17 protein-coding genes and 1 pseudogene (1 of these 18 cut by a window edge) are annotated in these 14,361 nt (G+C 68.9%); 14 read left to right on the forward strand and 4 right to left on the reverse strand.

From position 1 onward, the window contains the following. Window positions 1–3: 3 nt before the first annotated feature. Window positions 4–1,236: a chromate efflux transporter gene (gene chrA / locus ACFPOE_RS17180; RefSeq protein ID WP_376851502.1), complete on the reverse strand. Its 1,233-nt coding sequence runs from the start codon at window positions 1,234–1,236 to the stop codon at window positions 4–6. A 193-nt stretch (window positions 1,237–1,429) separates the two neighbouring features. On the opposite strand from chrA, the gene ku reads away from it, so the two are divergent. After that, window positions 1,430–2,347 (forward strand): non-homologous end joining protein Ku, encoded by a 918-nt coding sequence (gene ku / locus ACFPOE_RS17185; protein WP_376851504.1) that lies wholly within the window; start codon window positions 1,430–1,432, stop codon window positions 2,345–2,347. Then, a complete protein-coding gene (locus tag ACFPOE_RS17190) occupies window positions 2,347–3,183 on the forward strand; it encodes a tetratricopeptide repeat protein (protein ID WP_376851506.1) in 837 nt (278 codons plus the stop codon). The genes ku and ACFPOE_RS17190 overlap by 1 nt, the downstream gene beginning before the upstream one ends. 36 nt (window positions 3,184–3,219) lie before the next feature. Here ACFPOE_RS17190 and ACFPOE_RS17195 read toward each other — a convergent pair whose 3' ends face one another. Continuing rightward, on the reverse strand, window positions 3,220–3,756 hold the full coding sequence (locus ACFPOE_RS17195) for a 2,4'-dihydroxyacetophenone dioxygenase family protein (protein WP_376851508.1): 537 nt from the start codon (window positions 3,754–3,756) through the stop codon (window positions 3,220–3,222). A 337-nt stretch (window positions 3,757–4,093) separates the two neighbouring features. Here ACFPOE_RS17195 and ACFPOE_RS17200 point away from each other — a divergent pair, with 337 nt between their 5' ends. After that, entirely contained in the window at window positions 4,094–4,501 is a 408-nt protein-coding gene (locus ACFPOE_RS17200) for a VOC family protein (RefSeq protein WP_376851510.1), read from the forward strand. A 39-nt stretch (window positions 4,502–4,540) separates the two neighbouring features. Here the strand turns inward: ACFPOE_RS17200 and ACFPOE_RS17205 are convergent, their stop codons facing one another. Continuing rightward, the gene (locus ACFPOE_RS17205; RefSeq protein ID WP_376851511.1) at window positions 4,541–4,720 is read right to left on the reverse strand and encodes a DUF3606 domain-containing protein; all 180 of its coding nucleotides are present in this window, start codon (window positions 4,718–4,720) and stop codon (window positions 4,541–4,543) included. A 142-nt stretch (window positions 4,721–4,862) separates the two neighbouring features. Here ACFPOE_RS17205 and ACFPOE_RS17210 point away from each other — a divergent pair, with 142 nt between their 5' ends. From ACFPOE_RS17210 to ACFPOE_RS17250, 9 genes are all read left to right on the forward strand, one after another. Beyond that, window positions 4,863–5,486 (forward strand): DUF2239 family protein, encoded by a 624-nt coding sequence (locus ACFPOE_RS17210; RefSeq protein WP_376851513.1) that lies wholly within the window; start codon window positions 4,863–4,865, stop codon window positions 5,484–5,486. A 21-nt stretch (window positions 5,487–5,507) separates the two neighbouring features. After that, complete coding sequence (locus ACFPOE_RS17215; protein WP_376851515.1) at window positions 5,508–5,861, forward strand: GIY-YIG nuclease family protein; 354 nt, start codon at window positions 5,508–5,510, stop codon at window positions 5,859–5,861. A 36-nt stretch (window positions 5,862–5,897) separates the two neighbouring features. Then, window positions 5,898–6,068, forward strand: coding sequence for a hypothetical protein (locus ACFPOE_RS17220; protein WP_376851517.1), 171 nt, complete (start codon window positions 5,898–5,900; stop codon window positions 6,066–6,068). A gap of 78 nt (window positions 6,069–6,146) precedes the next feature. Next, window positions 6,147–6,893, forward strand: a complete 747-nt coding sequence (locus ACFPOE_RS17225; RefSeq protein WP_376851518.1) for a class II aldolase/adducin family protein — start codon at window positions 6,147–6,149, stop codon at window positions 6,891–6,893. Window positions 6,894–6,911: 18 nt separating this feature from the next. Next, a complete protein-coding gene (locus ACFPOE_RS17230) occupies window positions 6,912–7,376 on the forward strand; it encodes a nuclear transport factor 2 family protein (protein ID WP_376851519.1) in 465 nt (154 codons plus the stop codon). Between the two features lie 225 nt (window positions 7,377–7,601). Then, window positions 7,602–8,846, forward strand: a complete 1,245-nt coding sequence (locus ACFPOE_RS17235) for an ABC transporter substrate-binding protein (RefSeq protein ID WP_376851520.1) — start codon at window positions 7,602–7,604, stop codon at window positions 8,844–8,846. A 76-nt stretch (window positions 8,847–8,922) separates the two neighbouring features. Continuing rightward, a complete protein-coding gene (locus ACFPOE_RS17240; RefSeq protein WP_376851521.1) occupies window positions 8,923–9,798 on the forward strand; it encodes a branched-chain amino acid ABC transporter permease in 876 nt (291 codons plus the stop codon). Next, on the forward strand, window positions 9,798–10,736 hold the full coding sequence (locus ACFPOE_RS17245; protein ID WP_376851522.1) for a branched-chain amino acid ABC transporter permease: 939 nt from the start codon (window positions 9,798–9,800) through the stop codon (window positions 10,734–10,736). Before ACFPOE_RS17240 ends, ACFPOE_RS17245 begins: the two co-directional genes overlap by 1 nt. Further along, on the forward strand, window positions 10,729–12,198 hold the full coding sequence (locus ACFPOE_RS17250; protein ID WP_376851523.1) for an ATP-binding cassette domain-containing protein: 1,470 nt from the start codon (window positions 10,729–10,731) through the stop codon (window positions 12,196–12,198). The genes ACFPOE_RS17245 and ACFPOE_RS17250 overlap by 8 nt, the downstream gene beginning before the upstream one ends. Before the next feature lie 19 nt (window positions 12,199–12,217). Here ACFPOE_RS17250 and ACFPOE_RS17255 read toward each other — a convergent pair whose 3' ends face one another. Next, window positions 12,218–12,661: a MarR family winged helix-turn-helix transcriptional regulator gene (locus ACFPOE_RS17255; RefSeq protein ID WP_376851524.1), complete on the reverse strand. Its 444-nt coding sequence runs from the start codon at window positions 12,659–12,661 to the stop codon at window positions 12,218–12,220. Between the two features lie 200 nt (window positions 12,662–12,861). On the opposite strand from ACFPOE_RS17255, the gene ACFPOE_RS17260 reads away from it, so the two are divergent. Both ACFPOE_RS17260 and ACFPOE_RS17265 read left to right on the forward strand, forming a co-directional pair. Next, a complete protein-coding gene (locus ACFPOE_RS17260; protein WP_376851525.1) occupies window positions 12,862–13,287 on the forward strand; it encodes a tripartite tricarboxylate transporter TctB family protein in 426 nt (141 codons plus the stop codon). A 2-nt stretch (window positions 13,288–13,289) separates the two neighbouring features. Continuing rightward, a pseudogene (locus ACFPOE_RS17265) lies at window positions 13,290–14,361 on the forward strand (tripartite tricarboxylate transporter permease); it runs 399 nt beyond the window's last position.

Raw genomic sequence — 14,361 nt, forward strand, 5'->3', positions numbered from 1 at the left:
TCGCTACGCGGCGAGCGCCCAGCCGGCGACGGCGGCGGCGGCCACCACGATCACGGGCGACACCCGTCCGTAGACCAGCGCCGCGAAGGCAGCCAGGGCAAGTCCGAAGTCGGCCCGCGAGTGGATGGCGCTGGTCCAGACGGGGTCGTAGAGCGCGGCGCCCAGCACGCCGACGACCGCGGCATTGATGCCCGCCATGGCGCGCTGCACGGCATCGCGCTGGCGCCACGCTTCCCAGAACGGCAGCGCTCCGCATACCAGCAGGAACGCAGGCGCGAAGATGGACAGGAGCAGGGTGATGCCGCCGGCCCAGCCGCCCAGTGGCGCGGGCATCATGGCGCCGAGGTAGGCCGAGAACGTGAACAACGGTCCCGGGACGGCCTGGGCCGCACCGTAGCCGGCCAGGAACGCGTCGTTGCTCACCCAACCGGTCGGGACCACCCCAGCCTGGAGCAGCGGCAGCACCACGTGGCCGCCGCCGAAGACGAGCGCGCCTGCCCGGTAGAAGACCGAGATCGCCGGGACGACCATGGAACCGCTGGCCGCTGCCGCGACCGGCAGGACCAGCAGAAGTGCTGCGTACACGGCCAGCAGCACTGCGCCTAGCCGCTTGGGAATGCCGTAGTCCCGGTGCGGGGCGGCAGGCAGATGGCCCAGGGCCAGGGCCCACAGGCCCACCGCGGCGCCCAGCGCGATGGCTGCGATCTGGCCAAGCGCGCCGGGCACCGCCAGGACCAACAGCGCGGCCGCCACCGCAACGCCGGCCCGCTGCCGGTCCGGGCACAGCGACCTGGCCATGCCCCACACGGCCTGGGCGACCACTGCCACGGCGGCCACCTTGAGCCCGTGCACCGCGCCCGACGCCGCGGCACCGGCCCAGCGGGCGACGCCGAACGCGAACAGCACCAGGGCGACGGCCGAGGGCAGCGTGAACCCGGCCCAGGCCGCGACGGCGCCGCGCCAACCGGCGCGCCCCAGGCCCAGGGCAATGCCGACCTGGCTGCTGGCCGGCCCCGGCAGGAACTGGCACAGGGCGACGAGGTCCGAAAAGCTCCTGTCGTCGAGCCACTTGCGCCGGTCCACGAACTCGGACCGAAAGTAGCCGATGTGCGCCACCGGCCCGCCGAAGGAAGTCAGACCCAGCTTCAGGAAGGCGCGCAGCACCTCGAGGGAGGAGCCGTCGCCATCGGTCCCGCTTGCGGGGCGGGCCTGGGAAGGAGGGTCAAACGGCGTCATCACCCCCGACTGTAGCGAGCCCGGCCGCCGGCCGGACGCAGGCGCGACAGCCCGGCCCAGGTGTGGCCTCCACTCCACAAAAGCGCCGCGGACTGGCGCGATGGTTCACAGCGGGCGCCGTCCGCCCTACCATTGCTGTCCCACCACAAACGCCGGCCGGAGCCGTTTAGGCGCTGGCCCGAGAAAGCTTGTCATGGCTGCCCGTTCGATCGCTTCGCTGACATTGAGCTTCGGCCTGGTGTCGATCCCCGTGAAGCTGTACTCCGCCACCGAGAGCTCCGGGGCGGTCAAGTTCAACCTGCTGGCCAAGGACGGATCGCGCCTGAAGCAGCAATACGTGTCCGAGAAGGACCAGAGCGTGGTGCCGCGATCGGAGATGGTCAAGGGCTACGAGTTCGAGAAGGACCGCTTCGTGCTGTTTTCTCCCGAGGAGCTCAAGGCCCTGGAGGAGTCGAGCAGCCCCAGCATCGACATCATGGCCTTCATCCCGGCGGCGTCGGTGGACCCGCTGTACTACGACAAGGCCTACCTGCTGGCCCCCGACAAGCGCGGCGCCAAGCCGTACGCGCTGCTGGCCGAGGCCATGCGCAAGAGCGGCCGCTGCGCCCTGGCCAAGTGGGCATGGAAGGCCAAGCAGTACGTCGTCCAGGTCCGTCCCGCGGAAGGCGGGCTGGTGCTGCAGCAACTGCTGTATGCGGCGGAGGTGCGCTCGCACAAGGAACTGGACATCGAGCCGGTGGACGTCTCGCAGGGCGAGCTGCAGCTGGCACTGCAGCTGATCGACCAGATCTCCACCGACAGCTACGACCCGACGCAGTACGTCGACGAAGAAAAGCAGCGCATCCTGGCGGCCATCGACCAGAAGATCGCCGGCAAGCAGGTGGTCGTGGCTGCGGCGCACGAGCAGGCTGCCAGCACCGGTCAGGTGATCGACCTGATCGAGGCGCTGCGCGCCAGCCTCGCCCGCAAGCCCGCCGCGCCGAAGAAGGCGGCGGCCAGCGAGCCCCAGCCGGAGGTGGCGTCCAGGGAACGCAAGGGCGCCAAGCGCGCCGCCAGCGTCGCGGCGCCCGCGGTGGCACCGGCGCCGGCCAAGGCCCGCGCGCGCAAGTAGTGGCCCCGGCCGACGACAGCTCCACCTTCACGCTGGCGCGCGTCCAGGCGATGCTGGGCCTGTCGCGCCGCATCGTGGCCGGGCTGATCGATGCCGGCTTCGTCGCGCCGACGCGCGGCCGGCGCAACGAATGGCGCTTCACCTTCCAGGACCTGATGCTGCTGCGCACGGCCCATGCCCTGCAGGCGCAGCACATCGCCCCGCGGCGCATCCTGCGCTCGCTGGCACGGCTGAAGGCCACGCTGCCGGCGGAACTGCCGCTGGCCGGGCTGCGCATCACCGCGATCGGCGCCGATGTCGCCGTGCGCGATCGCGACGGCCGCTGGCAGGCGGACAGCGGCCAGCTGCTGCTCGATTTCGAGGTGGCGCCGGTGGCCGGCAGCGTGACGATCCTGGAGCGCCACGCATCGCCGCAGGATGACCAGGGCGAGGCCCGGGTGCTGTTCGAGCGCGGCCAGTCATTGGAAGCCACCGACCCGGCCGCCGCCGAGGCGGCCTACCTGCAGGCGCTGGCGCTGGCGCCCGGCCTGGAGGATGCGTACCTGAACCTGGGCGTGCTGCTGGCCGAGGCCGGCCGCTTTTCCGAACTGGTGCGCCTGTGCGATGCCGCGCTGGACCATTGCGCCGGCTCCGCGCTGCTGCACTTCAACCGCGCCGTGGCGCTGGACCACCTGCAGCGGCTGGAGGAGGCGGCTGCCGGCTACGAGCGCAGCCTGGCGCTGGACCCGCAGCTGGCCGATGCGCATTTCAACCTGGCGCAGCTGCACCAGGAGGCCGGCGACGAGCGCGGCGCGCTGCGCCACTTCAGCGCCTACCGCCGGCTTCAGACCCAGTGAATTGCACGCGCTTTCACACCGGCGCGCGCCGCCCGCCTACCTCAGGAGCCTGTCCAGGTTGGACTGGTCGATGCCAGCCTGCCGATAGTGCGCCCTGGCCTTGTCGATCTTGGTGAACACGTCTTCGTAGCCGGTCTGGCGGCCGTCCCCGTCGAAGTAGATGTAGCCGCCGGTCACGTGGAACCAGGTGATCATCTCGTCGACGTCATCGGGGACCACCAGGGTGTGCGTTTCTCCCGGGCTTTCCATGACGTACGAACCGGCCGACGCCACCCACGCATGTTCCATGTAGAACCACCGACCCTTCAGCACATGCGCATGCACCGTGCCGGTGTGGCGATGGCAGGACAGCACGCCGGACTTGCGCACCCGCAGCAGATTCACGTAGTAGCCCTCGGTGACGCCCAGGCACAGCGGCAGGAAGGAGACGCCGGGTCCCTGCGGAACCCACAGATCCGGGTCGCCGCCCAGGATGTCGCCGCAGAAGATCTCGGGCCGGGCGTCGGCCGGAAACGGGTCGCGCGCCGGCTGGATGCCTTGCGGATTGGAAAATGCTCTGCCCTGGTCTTTCATCTCGAACCTGCCTTTCAGATGCCGGTGAGTGTGTCTCAAAACGCCTGATGAGCTGGGTGCGTGGCGCCTTTGCGCGCCGGCGGCGCAGCAGTAGATTGGTGCTGCGCGGACCGCTGTCCTCGCAACACGTCTTGCCCCGGCAGGACATCGAGGCCAGGTGCTCGCCAGGGCGCTGGTCACCGGCAGGTTCTAGCGCGTTCGCGCCGCGCCGCGCGGCCAGGATCGCGCTCTCCTTGACGCCTTCGGCAGCAGCTGCCGTCGGGCTTGCCGGCCTTGGTCTCCCCAGTGAGAATGGAAGCAACGGCGGCCACGTCTGGCAGCAACGCGAGGAGGCCGCATGTTCAAGCGGATCGACCATATCGAGCTGCTGACCGCAGCGCCCGAAAGCACCATTGCCTTCTACACCCGCCTGCTGGGCTTTCACGAGCGCGAGCGGGCGCGCATCCCTGCGACGCCGCTCGGTCCGCTGGATCTGGTCTACCTGGAGCTTGGCGGCACCACCGTCGAGGTCATGTGCTACCCGGAAGCGGAAGCGACATCGATTGCCCCGCGCGGCACCGGGCAGCGCCTTGGCTGGCAATGCCTCGCACTCGAAGTCGACGACATCGACGAGGCCTTGGGCCTGCTGCTCCAGCAGGGAGTGCCGGCGGCGTGGGGACCGGTGAAGCGGCCGGACTACGCGCGCGCGGAGATCCGCGATCCTGAGGGCAATCCGATCGAATTGCGACAGTGGTATCGCCGTTAGCGAGCGTCAGCGCCGTGCGGGGGATTCCCGGGCGGTGGCTCAGTTGTTCTTCAGGGCCTTTTCCACGTCGGCGGCCATGACGCCGACCTTCGCGACGGCGGCCTTCAGCTGCTCCGGGGTCACGCCGAACTTGGCCGACCAGTCGCGCAATTCGTAGTCTTCGTTGACGTTGATGCGCAGGCGGTCCTGGTTGCCACTTTTGGATTTGTCGTCTGACATGGAGGGCCCTTGTGATGTTGCAGAAGCAGGAATCGTAGGCAGCGCTTGCTGGCGCCTGTGTAGGCTCCCCGCCCGTCTCGCTGCAAGAACTTTTACCCGGGTGTTATTGACCGAATGAATTTAACCCGGGTAAAATTCACGCATGGATCAGGCGCTCACCCCGAACTACACCGCTTTCCTCGAAGGGCGGCGGATCGCCACCGGCCCCCTGCACGAGGTCGCCGTGGCGGTGCTGCGGGCACAGAAGGCGCAACCGCAAGGCCATCCGATGGTCTTCAGCGATGCCAGCGGGCGGTCCCAAGACCTCGACCTGCGCGGCGGCGAGCAGGCAGTGGCGGCGCGCCACGCGCTTGCCGCGCCGGCCGAGGCGCCGCGGGGCCGCGGTCGGCCGAAGCTGGGCGTGGTGGCGCGGGAGGTGACGCTGCTGCCGGAACACTGGGACTGGCTGGCCGCGCAACCGGGCGGCGCGTCCGTGGCCTTGCGCAAGCTGGTGCACGAAGCGCGGCGCAAGGGCGGGGCGCGGGACCGCAGCCGGCAGGCCCGCGAGCGCGCGTACCACGCCATGTCCACGCTGGCCGGCGACCTCGCCGGCTTCGAGGAAGCGGCGCGGGCGCTGTTCGCCGGCGACCACGAACGGCTGGCGGTGCAGATGGCGCCATGGCCGCAGGACGTGCGGGCCTATGTGTCCCAGCTCGCGGAACCCGAACCAGGCGAGGCCGGCCAGCCCGACAAGCAGCCGGAAGCGACCACCGCACGGCCTCGATGATCGTCACTAGGAGAAGAAACGATGGACCCTTCAACCCACCAGGCTTCGCGCCTGGCGCGGCGGGCGGCGGCGCGCCAGGCGCGTGACGCCTTTGCGCCCATGGGCGTCTACGCCATCCGCGACCGCGCCAGCGCTCACCTGCTGATCCGGGCCAGCCGCGACGTGCACGCGGCGCTCAATCGCGCCCGCTTCGAACTGCGCATGGGCAACTACGCGGACCGCGTGCTGCAGGCCGCCTGGAATCGCAGCGGCGTGGAAGGGCTCGCCTTCGACGTGCTGGAACTCCTGAAGGAACGCGAGGATGCGCAATTCGACTACGCCGGCGAACTCAAGGCGCTGGAGCAGATCCCGCGAACTGCAGGGCTGGCACCATGAGCGAAGCGGCCCTGCAGGCCTGGGTGGACCGGCACCTTGCGCACGCCGGCTTTGCGCCTGCTGCTGCGGCTGCTGCCGCTGGAGAAGACCGGGTTGTTGGAGCGCGCCGCCGATGGCGACGGCAAACGCCGCGTCACCCTGCGCCCGCCGGGCCGGCGGCTGCTGCGCGAGGCCCGCGACACCGCTGCAAGCGCCTGTGGCTGCTGATTCCGCCGCCTCGGCGCCCACCCGTGCTCAAATCCGCGCAGGCGCCGATCCGACCTGAATCCCCAAGGAGCAAGACAGATGAACCCCACTGGCGACGAGATCTGGCGCGCGCGCGTCCACCTGGCGGCGGCGAACCGCCTGGCGGTCCATGACGACCTGGAAGAGGGCATCGACAACCACTTCACCATGCGCGTGCCCGGCCACGAGGACCGTTACCTGGTGCTGCCATTCGGGTTGCACTGGTCGGAGGCGAGGGCGAGCGACCTGATCGTGTTCAACGAGGCCGGCGAGGTGCTGGAAGGCAGCGGCAGCCTGGAGCTGAGCGCGCTGAGCATCCACGCCCCGCTGCACCGGATCACCGGCGCCAACGTCATCCTCCACACCCACCAGACCTGGGCGCTGGCGTTGAACCTGCTGCAGGACAACCGGCTCCTGCCGGGCAGCCAGACGGCCGCCTTCCTCACGCCCCACATTGCCTACGACGACGGCTACGCGGGGCTGGCCGATTCGCTGAGCGAAGGGGAGCGGCTTGCGCGCGCCCTGGGCGCCAGGCAGATCATGTTCATGAAGAACCACGGCGTGCTCGCGGTCGGCGATACCGTCGCGCAGGCCTACCGGCGCCTGTACAAGCTGGAGCGCGTCTGCCGCGCGCAGGTCCTGGCCATGTCCACCGGCCGGCCGCTCGCGGTGCTGGACGAGGCGATGGTCAAGCGGGTGGAGGCGCCGAACCCGCGCAACAGCCACTCGCAGGCCGAGCGCGAAGAGCTCTATTTCGCCGCCATGATGCGGGTGCTGGACCGGCAGATGCCGGGCTACGCGGACTGAGAGCGTTCGGTGACAACCATGGCCCCGCACGAACCCCGACCCGAACGTCGCGAATCCATTCACGGCAAGCCCCTGGGACCCGTGTGCATCGAGACCGACATCCTGACCGACTTCTTCGCGGCGATCAATCGCAACGACCTGCAGGCGGCGACGCATCATTTCGATCCGCAGGTCGTGCGCGTGGAGCCCGAGGGCTTCCCGACGTCAGGCACGTACCGGGGCATCGCGCAAGTGCGCGAGCAGCTCGCGACAGGACGCGGAACCTGGGCCGAAGGAACATGCCAGCCCGAGAAGTTCCTGCGCAATGGCGACAAGGTTGTGGTCTACCTGCATGCGTGGGTGCGCCTGGAGGGTTCGACCGACTGGACCGGCGGACGATTCGCCGACGGGTTCGTGTTCCGCGGCAGCAAGATCACCGAACATCGCTCGTTCGGCGAACGGGCGGATGCCCTGGCATGGGCCGGCATCGAAGACGCAGGGTGACCGGAGTCGGCCCTTTGGCTGCGGTCTGAAACGCGCCCCTGGGGCCACCATGCCCGCGGAATCCCTGCAGTCGAGCTAGCCTCACGTTTATCAGCCGATCAACAGGCTGTCGATTGGTGAATGTCCGCAGCGGCTTGCGGGCGGGCGCCGGAACAATGGTCGGGCGAACTGTTTTGACCGTCCCCGCTGCGGCACGTGCAGCGCTCCTGTTCCGATGGAGGTTCCATGCGTCAACGCCTGCTGCGTCTTTCGTCGATCGTCGCGAGCGCCTGTCTCGCCACGCTCATTCCCACCCTGGCCCTGGCGGCCGATCCCCCGATCAAGATCGGGGTCATCTCCGAGGCCCAGGCAGTCGCCGGATCGTCGATCGGGCCGGCCGCACAGCTGGCCGCCGAAGAGATCAACGCCAAGGGCGGCGTGAACGGCCGCAAGATCGAGATCGTGGTCTACGACAACCACTCCTCCGCCGCCGAATCGGTGCGCGCCTTCCAGCGCGCGGTGACCGAGGACAAGGTCAATGCCGTCATCGCCAGCTACATCTCCGAGGTCGTGCTGGCGCTCGAGCCCTGGGCCGGGCGGCTCAAGACGGTGATGATCACGCCGGGCGCCGCCTCGGACGTGATCACGCAGAACATCGCCAAGGACTACGAGCACAACAAGTACACCTTCCACGGCTACCTCACTTCCAGCTCGCTGGCCGAGCTGGTGTGCGACGCCGCCAAGGATCTGCTGGTCGCGCAGCACAAGATGAAGACCGCCGTCATCATGAGCGAGGACGCCGCCTGGACGACGCCGCTGGACGCCGGCTATGAAAAATGCCTGCCCCGGACCGGCCTGAAGGTGCTGGACCACGTCCGCTTCTCGCCCGACACCACCGACTTCACGCCGATCTTCAGCAAGATCGAGGCGCTCAAGCCGGACGTGATGATCACCGGCATCTCGCACGTGGGCACCCAGCCCACCGTGCAGTGGAAGAGCCAGCAGGTGCCGATCCCGATGTTCGGCATCTCCTCGCAGGCCACCAATTCGACCTTCTGGAAGGACACCAACGGCGCCACCGAGGGCGTGCTGTACCAGGCCGTGTCCGGCCCCGGCGTGGCGGTCACGCCCAAGACGCTGCCCTTCGTCGAGGCCTTCGTCAAGAAGTTCGGCAACAACCCCTCGTATTCCGGCTACACGGCCTACGACGAGGTCTACATGATCGCCGAGGCCGTGCGGCGCGCCGGCTCCACCGACAGCGACAAGCTGGTCGACGCCATGGAGAAGACCGACTACGTCGGCACGATCGGCCGGGTGGCGTTCAAGCCCAAGGGCGACCCGAACGTGCACGGCCTGCGCACCGGCGCCGGCTACATCACCGGGCTGATGCTGCAGTGGCAGGATGGCAAGCAGGTGAACATCTGGCCGAAGAACCTCGCCTCCGGGCAGATGAAGTTCCCCGCCTTCATCAAGCTGTCGTCCGCGCGCTGATCCGGCAGCTCGCCCAGCAGCAGATGTCCACGCAGCCGGCGTCCCGCCACCACAGCTAGACGCCGGCGCCTGCTTCATGCTGTTCTGGCAGATCCTGATCGACGGCTTCGCCATCAGCTCGCTCTACGCCCTCGGGGCGACCGGGTTCACGCTGATCTTCGGCGTCTCGGGGGTGCTGAATCTCTCGCACGGCGCCATCATGGTGGCGGCGGCCGTGGCCTCGTGGGCGCTCGCCGGGCTGCTCGGCGCGGGGCCCTACTGGTCCGCGGTCGGCGGCATCGCGATCGGCGTGGGGCTGACGATGCTCACCTACTTCATCACGGTGCGGCCGATCCAGCGCTCGTCGCGCGTGGCGGAGTCGGAGAAGGAGATCTTCATCCTCACCGCCACGCTGCTGTGGGGGATCATCATCTCCGAGACGGTCGCCTACTTCTTCACCAACAACGCCAAGACCGTGTTGCCGATCGTGGAAGGCGTGGTCACGGTGGTCGGCGTGCGCACGCCCAGCAACGAGTACTTCACCGCGGTGGTCTGCTGGCTGGCGATCGGCGCGCTGTGGGTGCTGGTGAACAAGACGCGCCACGGCAAGGCGGTGCTGGCCGCCTCGATGAACCCGCGCGGCGTCACCCTGCTGGGCATCGAGCTGACGCGCATCCACCTGGCCGTCTGGTTCATCTACGGCTTGCTGGCCAGCATCGCCGGCATCCTGCTGGGGATGTTCCTCGGCGTCAGCCCCTACAGCGTCGGGCCGCTGACGGCCAGCGCGTTCTCCATCGTCGTTCTGGGCGGGCTGGGCAGCGTCACCGGCTCCCTCATCGCGGCCTACGTCGTCGGCTACCTGGAAACGGTCACCGCCTATCTCATCTCGCCGGCCTATCGCTTCATCCCCTCGCTGCTGCTGCTGGTGGTGGTGATGTACCTGCGCCCGCAAGGCCTGTTCGGACGGCGTTGATGGCGCGACCTGCCTGGCTGAAATCGCGTCCGGTGCTCGCCGGCCTGGCGCTGCTGGCGATCGGTGCATGCGTCCCGCTGGTGGGCTCCGGCTACATGCTCGGCCTGCTGACGGTCGCCTTCTTCACCGCCGTGTTCGCGATGTCCTGGGACCTGCTGTTCGGGTTTGCCGGCGAGGTGAATTTCGGCCCGACCTTCCTGATCGGCCTGGGTGCGTACACGGCGGGCATCCTCGACGCGCGCCTGTCGCCGGGCATTTCGCTGTGGCTGTGCGTGGTCGCCGGCGCGGCCGCCGCGGTCATCGGGGGCGTGCTGCTGGCCTTGCCGGCGCTGCGCGTGCGCGGCCCGTACTTCGGCCTGACGACGCTGGTCGCGGTGCTGATGCTGCAGAACATGGTGGTGGTGTTTGCCGACCTGACCGGGGGCGAGATCGGCCTGTCGGTGCCGGACGTGATCTCGGTCAGCGCGACCACCAACTACTGGATCGCCTACGGCTTCATGGCGGTGAGCGGCGCCATTCTCTACGGCCTGTCGCGCTCGCCCATCGGCCTGGTGCTGCAGGCGAGCGGGCAGGACCCGGTGCAGGCCGGCGCGCTGGGCTTCAACGTCACCAAGCACAAGCTGTTCGCCTTCATCGTCAGCGCCTTCTTCTCCGGGCTGGCGGGTGCGCTGATGGTGTTCTACATGGGCACGGCGAGCGTGGGCACGTTCATCGACATTTCGATCGGCGTCCAGATCATCGTCGCCGCGGTGCTCGGCGGGCGCCGCACGGTGATCGGCGCGGCGATCGGCGCCGTGTTCCTGATCGGCGCCGGCGAGGCGCTGCGGCCGCTGGGCGAACTGGCCACGCTGCTGGTGTCGGTGGCGGCGCTGCTGGTGGTGCTGTTCTTCCCCAACGGCTTCCTGGGCATGCTCGAGGGCAGGGGGGGCCGTGGCTGAGACCCCGATGCTGGAAGTCTCGCAACTGACCAAGCGCTTCGGCGGCCTGGTCGCCGTGAAGGAATTGAGTTTCTCCATCCGGGGCGGCGAGATCCTGGGCCTGATCGGCCCCAACGGCTCGGGCAAGTCCACGGCGATGCGCTGCGTGATGGGCGTGGACCCGCCCACCTCGGGCTCGGTGCGCTTCGAGGGGCAAGAGATCGCCGGCCTGCCGTCGCACAAGGTGGCGCGGCTGGGCGTCGGCCTGGTGTTCCAGCATTCGCGGCCGCTCAATCGGCAGACGGTGGTGGAGAACATCCAGGTGGCGCTGATCCCCGACCGCCTGAGCATGATCTTCCACAGCGCCGAGATCGCGGACAAGGCGCGCGCGATCGCGCAGCGCGTCGGCCTGGGCGGCGTGCTCGATCGCAAGCCGCCGACGCTGGCCTTCGCCGACCTGCGCCGGCTCGAACTCGCCAAGGCCATCGCAATGCACCCCAAGCTGCTGCTGGTGGACGAGCCCTTTGCCGGCCTCACCGCCTCGGAGGTCGCGGGCTTCTCCGAACTGATCGCCGGCTTTCGTGCCGAGGGCCGGGCGGTGCTGCTGGTCGACCACAACGTCAAGAGCGTCGCCGCCCTGGTGGATCGCGCGGTCGCCATGTACCTGGGCGAGAAGATCGCGCAGGGAACCGCCGCCGAGGTGATGCGCGACGAGACCGTGCGGCGCGTCTACCTGGGTGGCGCCCTGATGCGGGCCGAGCGCGCGCCCGAGCGCGTTGCCGCGGGCCCGCCGCTGCTGGAGGTGCGTGACGTCGAGGTCCGCTACGGCAAGGCGCTGGCCGTGCAGGGCGTGTCCCTGCAGGTGCGCGAAGGCGAATTCGTCGCGCTGGTGGGCCTCAACGGCGCCGGCAAGACCACGCTGTTCAATGCGATCTCGGGCCTGGTGCGGTATTCGGGCGAGGTGCGGTGGAACGGCGCCCCGCTGGCCGGCCTCACGGCCGCGGCCATCGCGCGCGGCGGCATCGTGCAATGTCCCGAGACGCGCGAGCTGTTCGGCGACATGACGGTGCGCGAGAACCTCGACCTGGGCGGCCACGCCCTGGCGCCGGCGGCGCTGGAGGAGCGGCGCGAGTGGCTGTTCGAGCTGTTTCCGATCCTGCGCGACCGCGCCACCCAGGTCGCGCGCACCTTGAGCGGCGGCGAGCAGCAGATGCTGGCGATCGCCCGCGCGCTGATGATGAAGCCGCGGCTGCTGATCCTGGACGAGCCGACGCTCGGACTGGCGCCGGTGATCCTGGAAACCTTGTCGAAGGCCCTGCACCGGCTGCGCAGCACCACCGGGCTGACGGTGCTGCTCGGCGAGCAGAACGTCACCTTCGCATTGCCGCATGCCGACCGCCTGTACGTGGTGGACCACGGCAAGATCGCGTGGCAGGGCGCACCCGAGCGCTTCGAGGAAGAGGCGGCGCAGATGTATCTCTGAGCGGCGGACTGCGCGCCGCTCAGCTGCCGCCCTGTCCGGTCAGTTCGCCGAAGAAACCGCCCAGCGCCGGGCCGATCCGCCTGAGCTCGTCGCGGTGCTTGTCGGCCAGCATGGCCAACAGCTCCAGGCCCCGCGGCGTCAGCCGCAGTTCGACCTTGCGGCGGTCGACGCTCGACGGTTCGCGCACCATCAGGCCCTCCGCCGCCAGCCGGTCGACCAGCCCGACGGCACTGTGGTGCTTGATGAACAGCTGGCGCGCCAGCTCGCTGATCGTCACCGGCGCATCGTGCTGCCAGCCGCGCAGGACCAGCATGGCCTGGTAGTGCGGACCGGTCAGCCCGACTTCGGCCGCGGCTGCATCGGAGAAATGGACGTAGGCCCGCAGGGCATGGCGAAACGCCGCCAGCTTCGCGTAGTCGCTGGTGGTCAGCCGGTCTTGGCGGTCGGTCTTCTTCGATGGCACTTGGGTCCTTTCGGCTTGCTTCCAGCCGCAGCGGCCACGTAGGGTTATCGCCGATTATCTGTGTATCGCGTTGCGATATACTTTTTATATCGTGCCACGATGCAATTAGCCAGCTGCCGGTCCACGGGCCGGCGGCGGGGGCGCGTGCGCGGCCAGCCAACCCAGCAATCCAATCCCACCCACCTCACTCGATGTCTCCCATGAATGACCGAAACCTGGCCCGGGGCCTGTTCCTCGTGGCGATCTCGCTGGCCTTCGGCCTGACGGCGATGCGCTACCCGATCGGCGGCTTCGACCGCGCCGGCCCGGGGCTGTTCCCGCTGATGGTGGCCGGCCTGCTGCTGCTGATCGGGGTGATCACCATCATGCGGTCGCGCTTCATCCGTCGCGAGCCGATGGAATTCAACGTGCGCAACATCGGCGTGATCCTGGCCAGCCTGTGCGCTTTCTCGCTGGTGTCGCAGTTCGTGAACATGATCGTCGGCATCGTCGTGATGGTGTTCGTCGCTTCGTTCGCCGGCAAGACCAGGTATTCGGTGGTCCGCAACCTCAAGATCGCGGCCGGCCTGGTCTGCGTGGCGCTGGCCTTCCAGAAACTCCTCGGCTTCAACCTGCCCCTGTACTGATCATGCAAGCACTGCACAACCTCGCGTTCGGTTTCGAGCACGCCCTGACGTGGTCGAACCTCATGTATTGCGCCATCGGCTGCACGGTGGGCACCCTGGTGGGCCTGCTGCCGGGCCTGGGCCCGCTGGCCACCATCAGCATCCTGCTGCCGCTGACCTACTCCATCCCCACCGGCGGCGCCCTGATCATGCTGGCCGGCATCTACTACGGGGCGCAGTACGGCGACGCCGTCAGCGCCATCACGATGAAGATGCCGCACGCGAGCAGCATCGTGGCCTGCATCGACGGCTATCAGATGACGCTCAATGGCAAGTGCGGGCTGGCGCTGTTCACTGCGGGCGTGTCCAGCTTCATCGGCGGCACGGTGGCCATCGTGGTGCTGACGTTCCTGGCGCCCTCGCTGGGTGAGGTGGCCTTCCTGTTCGGGCCGGCCGACTACTGCGCGCTGATGCTGGTGGGCTTCGTGTGCGTGAGCTTCGTGACCACCGGCAGCCTGATCAACGGCATGTCGATGTGCCTGATCGGGGTGCTGCTCGGCTCGATCGGCACCGACGTCAACAGCGGCATGCAGCGCTTCACCGGCGACCTGCCGTTCCTGGCCGACGGCGTCGGGCTGGTCAGCATCGCGCTGGGGTGCTTCGGCATCGCCGAGATCACCAAGAACCTCGACAGCGGCGACGAGCGCACGCCGTTCAACGGCACCATCAAGCTGATGCCGACCTGGCCGGAGTTCAAGCGCATCATCCCCAGCGCGCTGCGCGGCAGCGTGGTCGGCTCGGTGATGGGCGTGCTGCCCGGCGGCGGCACCGTCATCGCGCAATTCGCGGCCTACGCGGTCGAGAAGAAGGTCAGCAAGTACAAGCACGAGATCGGGCAGGGCGCGATCGAAGGCGTGGCCGGCTATGCGGCCGCCGACGAGGCGGCCGCGCGCACCAGCTTCATCCCGCTCATGAGTATCGGCATCCCGGAGAACGCGGTGATGGCGCTGATGATGGCCGCCTTCATCATCAAGGGCATCCAGCCGGGCCCGAACATGATCGCCGGCCACCCGGACCTGTTCTGGGGCCTGGTGG

This window comes from Caenimonas terrae, from assembly GCF_042655405.1.
Lineage (GTDB): Bacteria > Pseudomonadota > Gammaproteobacteria > Burkholderiales > Burkholderiaceae_C > Ramlibacter > Ramlibacter terrae_A.

Bases quoted from the DNA above. Each gene is read 5' to 3' on its own strand.
- chrA (WP_376851502.1), bottom strand. From the start codon at position 1,236: ATGACGCCGTTTGACCCTCCTTCCCAGGCCCGCCCCGCAAGCGGGACC.
- ku (WP_376851504.1), top strand. From the start codon at position 1,430: ATGGCTGCCCGTTCGATCGCTTCGCTGACATTGAGCTTCGGCCTGGTG.
- ACFPOE_RS17195 (WP_376851508.1), bottom strand. From the start codon at position 3,756: ATGAAAGACCAGGGCAGAGCATTTTCCAATCCGCAAGGCATCCAGCCG.
- ACFPOE_RS17200 (WP_376851510.1), top strand. From the start codon at position 4,094: ATGTTCAAGCGGATCGACCATATCGAGCTGCTGACCGCAGCGCCCGAA.
- ACFPOE_RS17205 (WP_376851511.1), bottom strand. From the start codon at position 4,720: ATGTCAGACGACAAATCCAAAAGTGGCAACCAGGACCGCCTGCGCATC.
- ACFPOE_RS17210 (WP_376851513.1), top strand. From the start codon at position 4,863: ATGGATCAGGCGCTCACCCCGAACTACACCGCTTTCCTCGAAGGGCGG.
- ACFPOE_RS17215 (WP_376851515.1), top strand. From the start codon at position 5,508: ATGGACCCTTCAACCCACCAGGCTTCGCGCCTGGCGCGGCGGGCGGCG.
- ACFPOE_RS17225 (WP_376851518.1), top strand. From the start codon at position 6,147: ATGAACCCCACTGGCGACGAGATCTGGCGCGCGCGCGTCCACCTGGCG.
- ACFPOE_RS17230 (WP_376851519.1), top strand. From the start codon at position 6,912: ATGGCCCCGCACGAACCCCGACCCGAACGTCGCGAATCCATTCACGGC.
- ACFPOE_RS17235 (WP_376851520.1), top strand. From the start codon at position 7,602: ATGCGTCAACGCCTGCTGCGTCTTTCGTCGATCGTCGCGAGCGCCTGT.
- ACFPOE_RS17240 (WP_376851521.1), top strand. From the start codon at position 8,923: ATGCTGTTCTGGCAGATCCTGATCGACGGCTTCGCCATCAGCTCGCTC.
- ACFPOE_RS17245 (WP_376851522.1), top strand. From the start codon at position 9,798: ATGGCGCGACCTGCCTGGCTGAAATCGCGTCCGGTGCTCGCCGGCCTG.
- ACFPOE_RS17260 (WP_376851525.1), top strand. From the start codon at position 12,862: ATGAATGACCGAAACCTGGCCCGGGGCCTGTTCCTCGTGGCGATCTCG.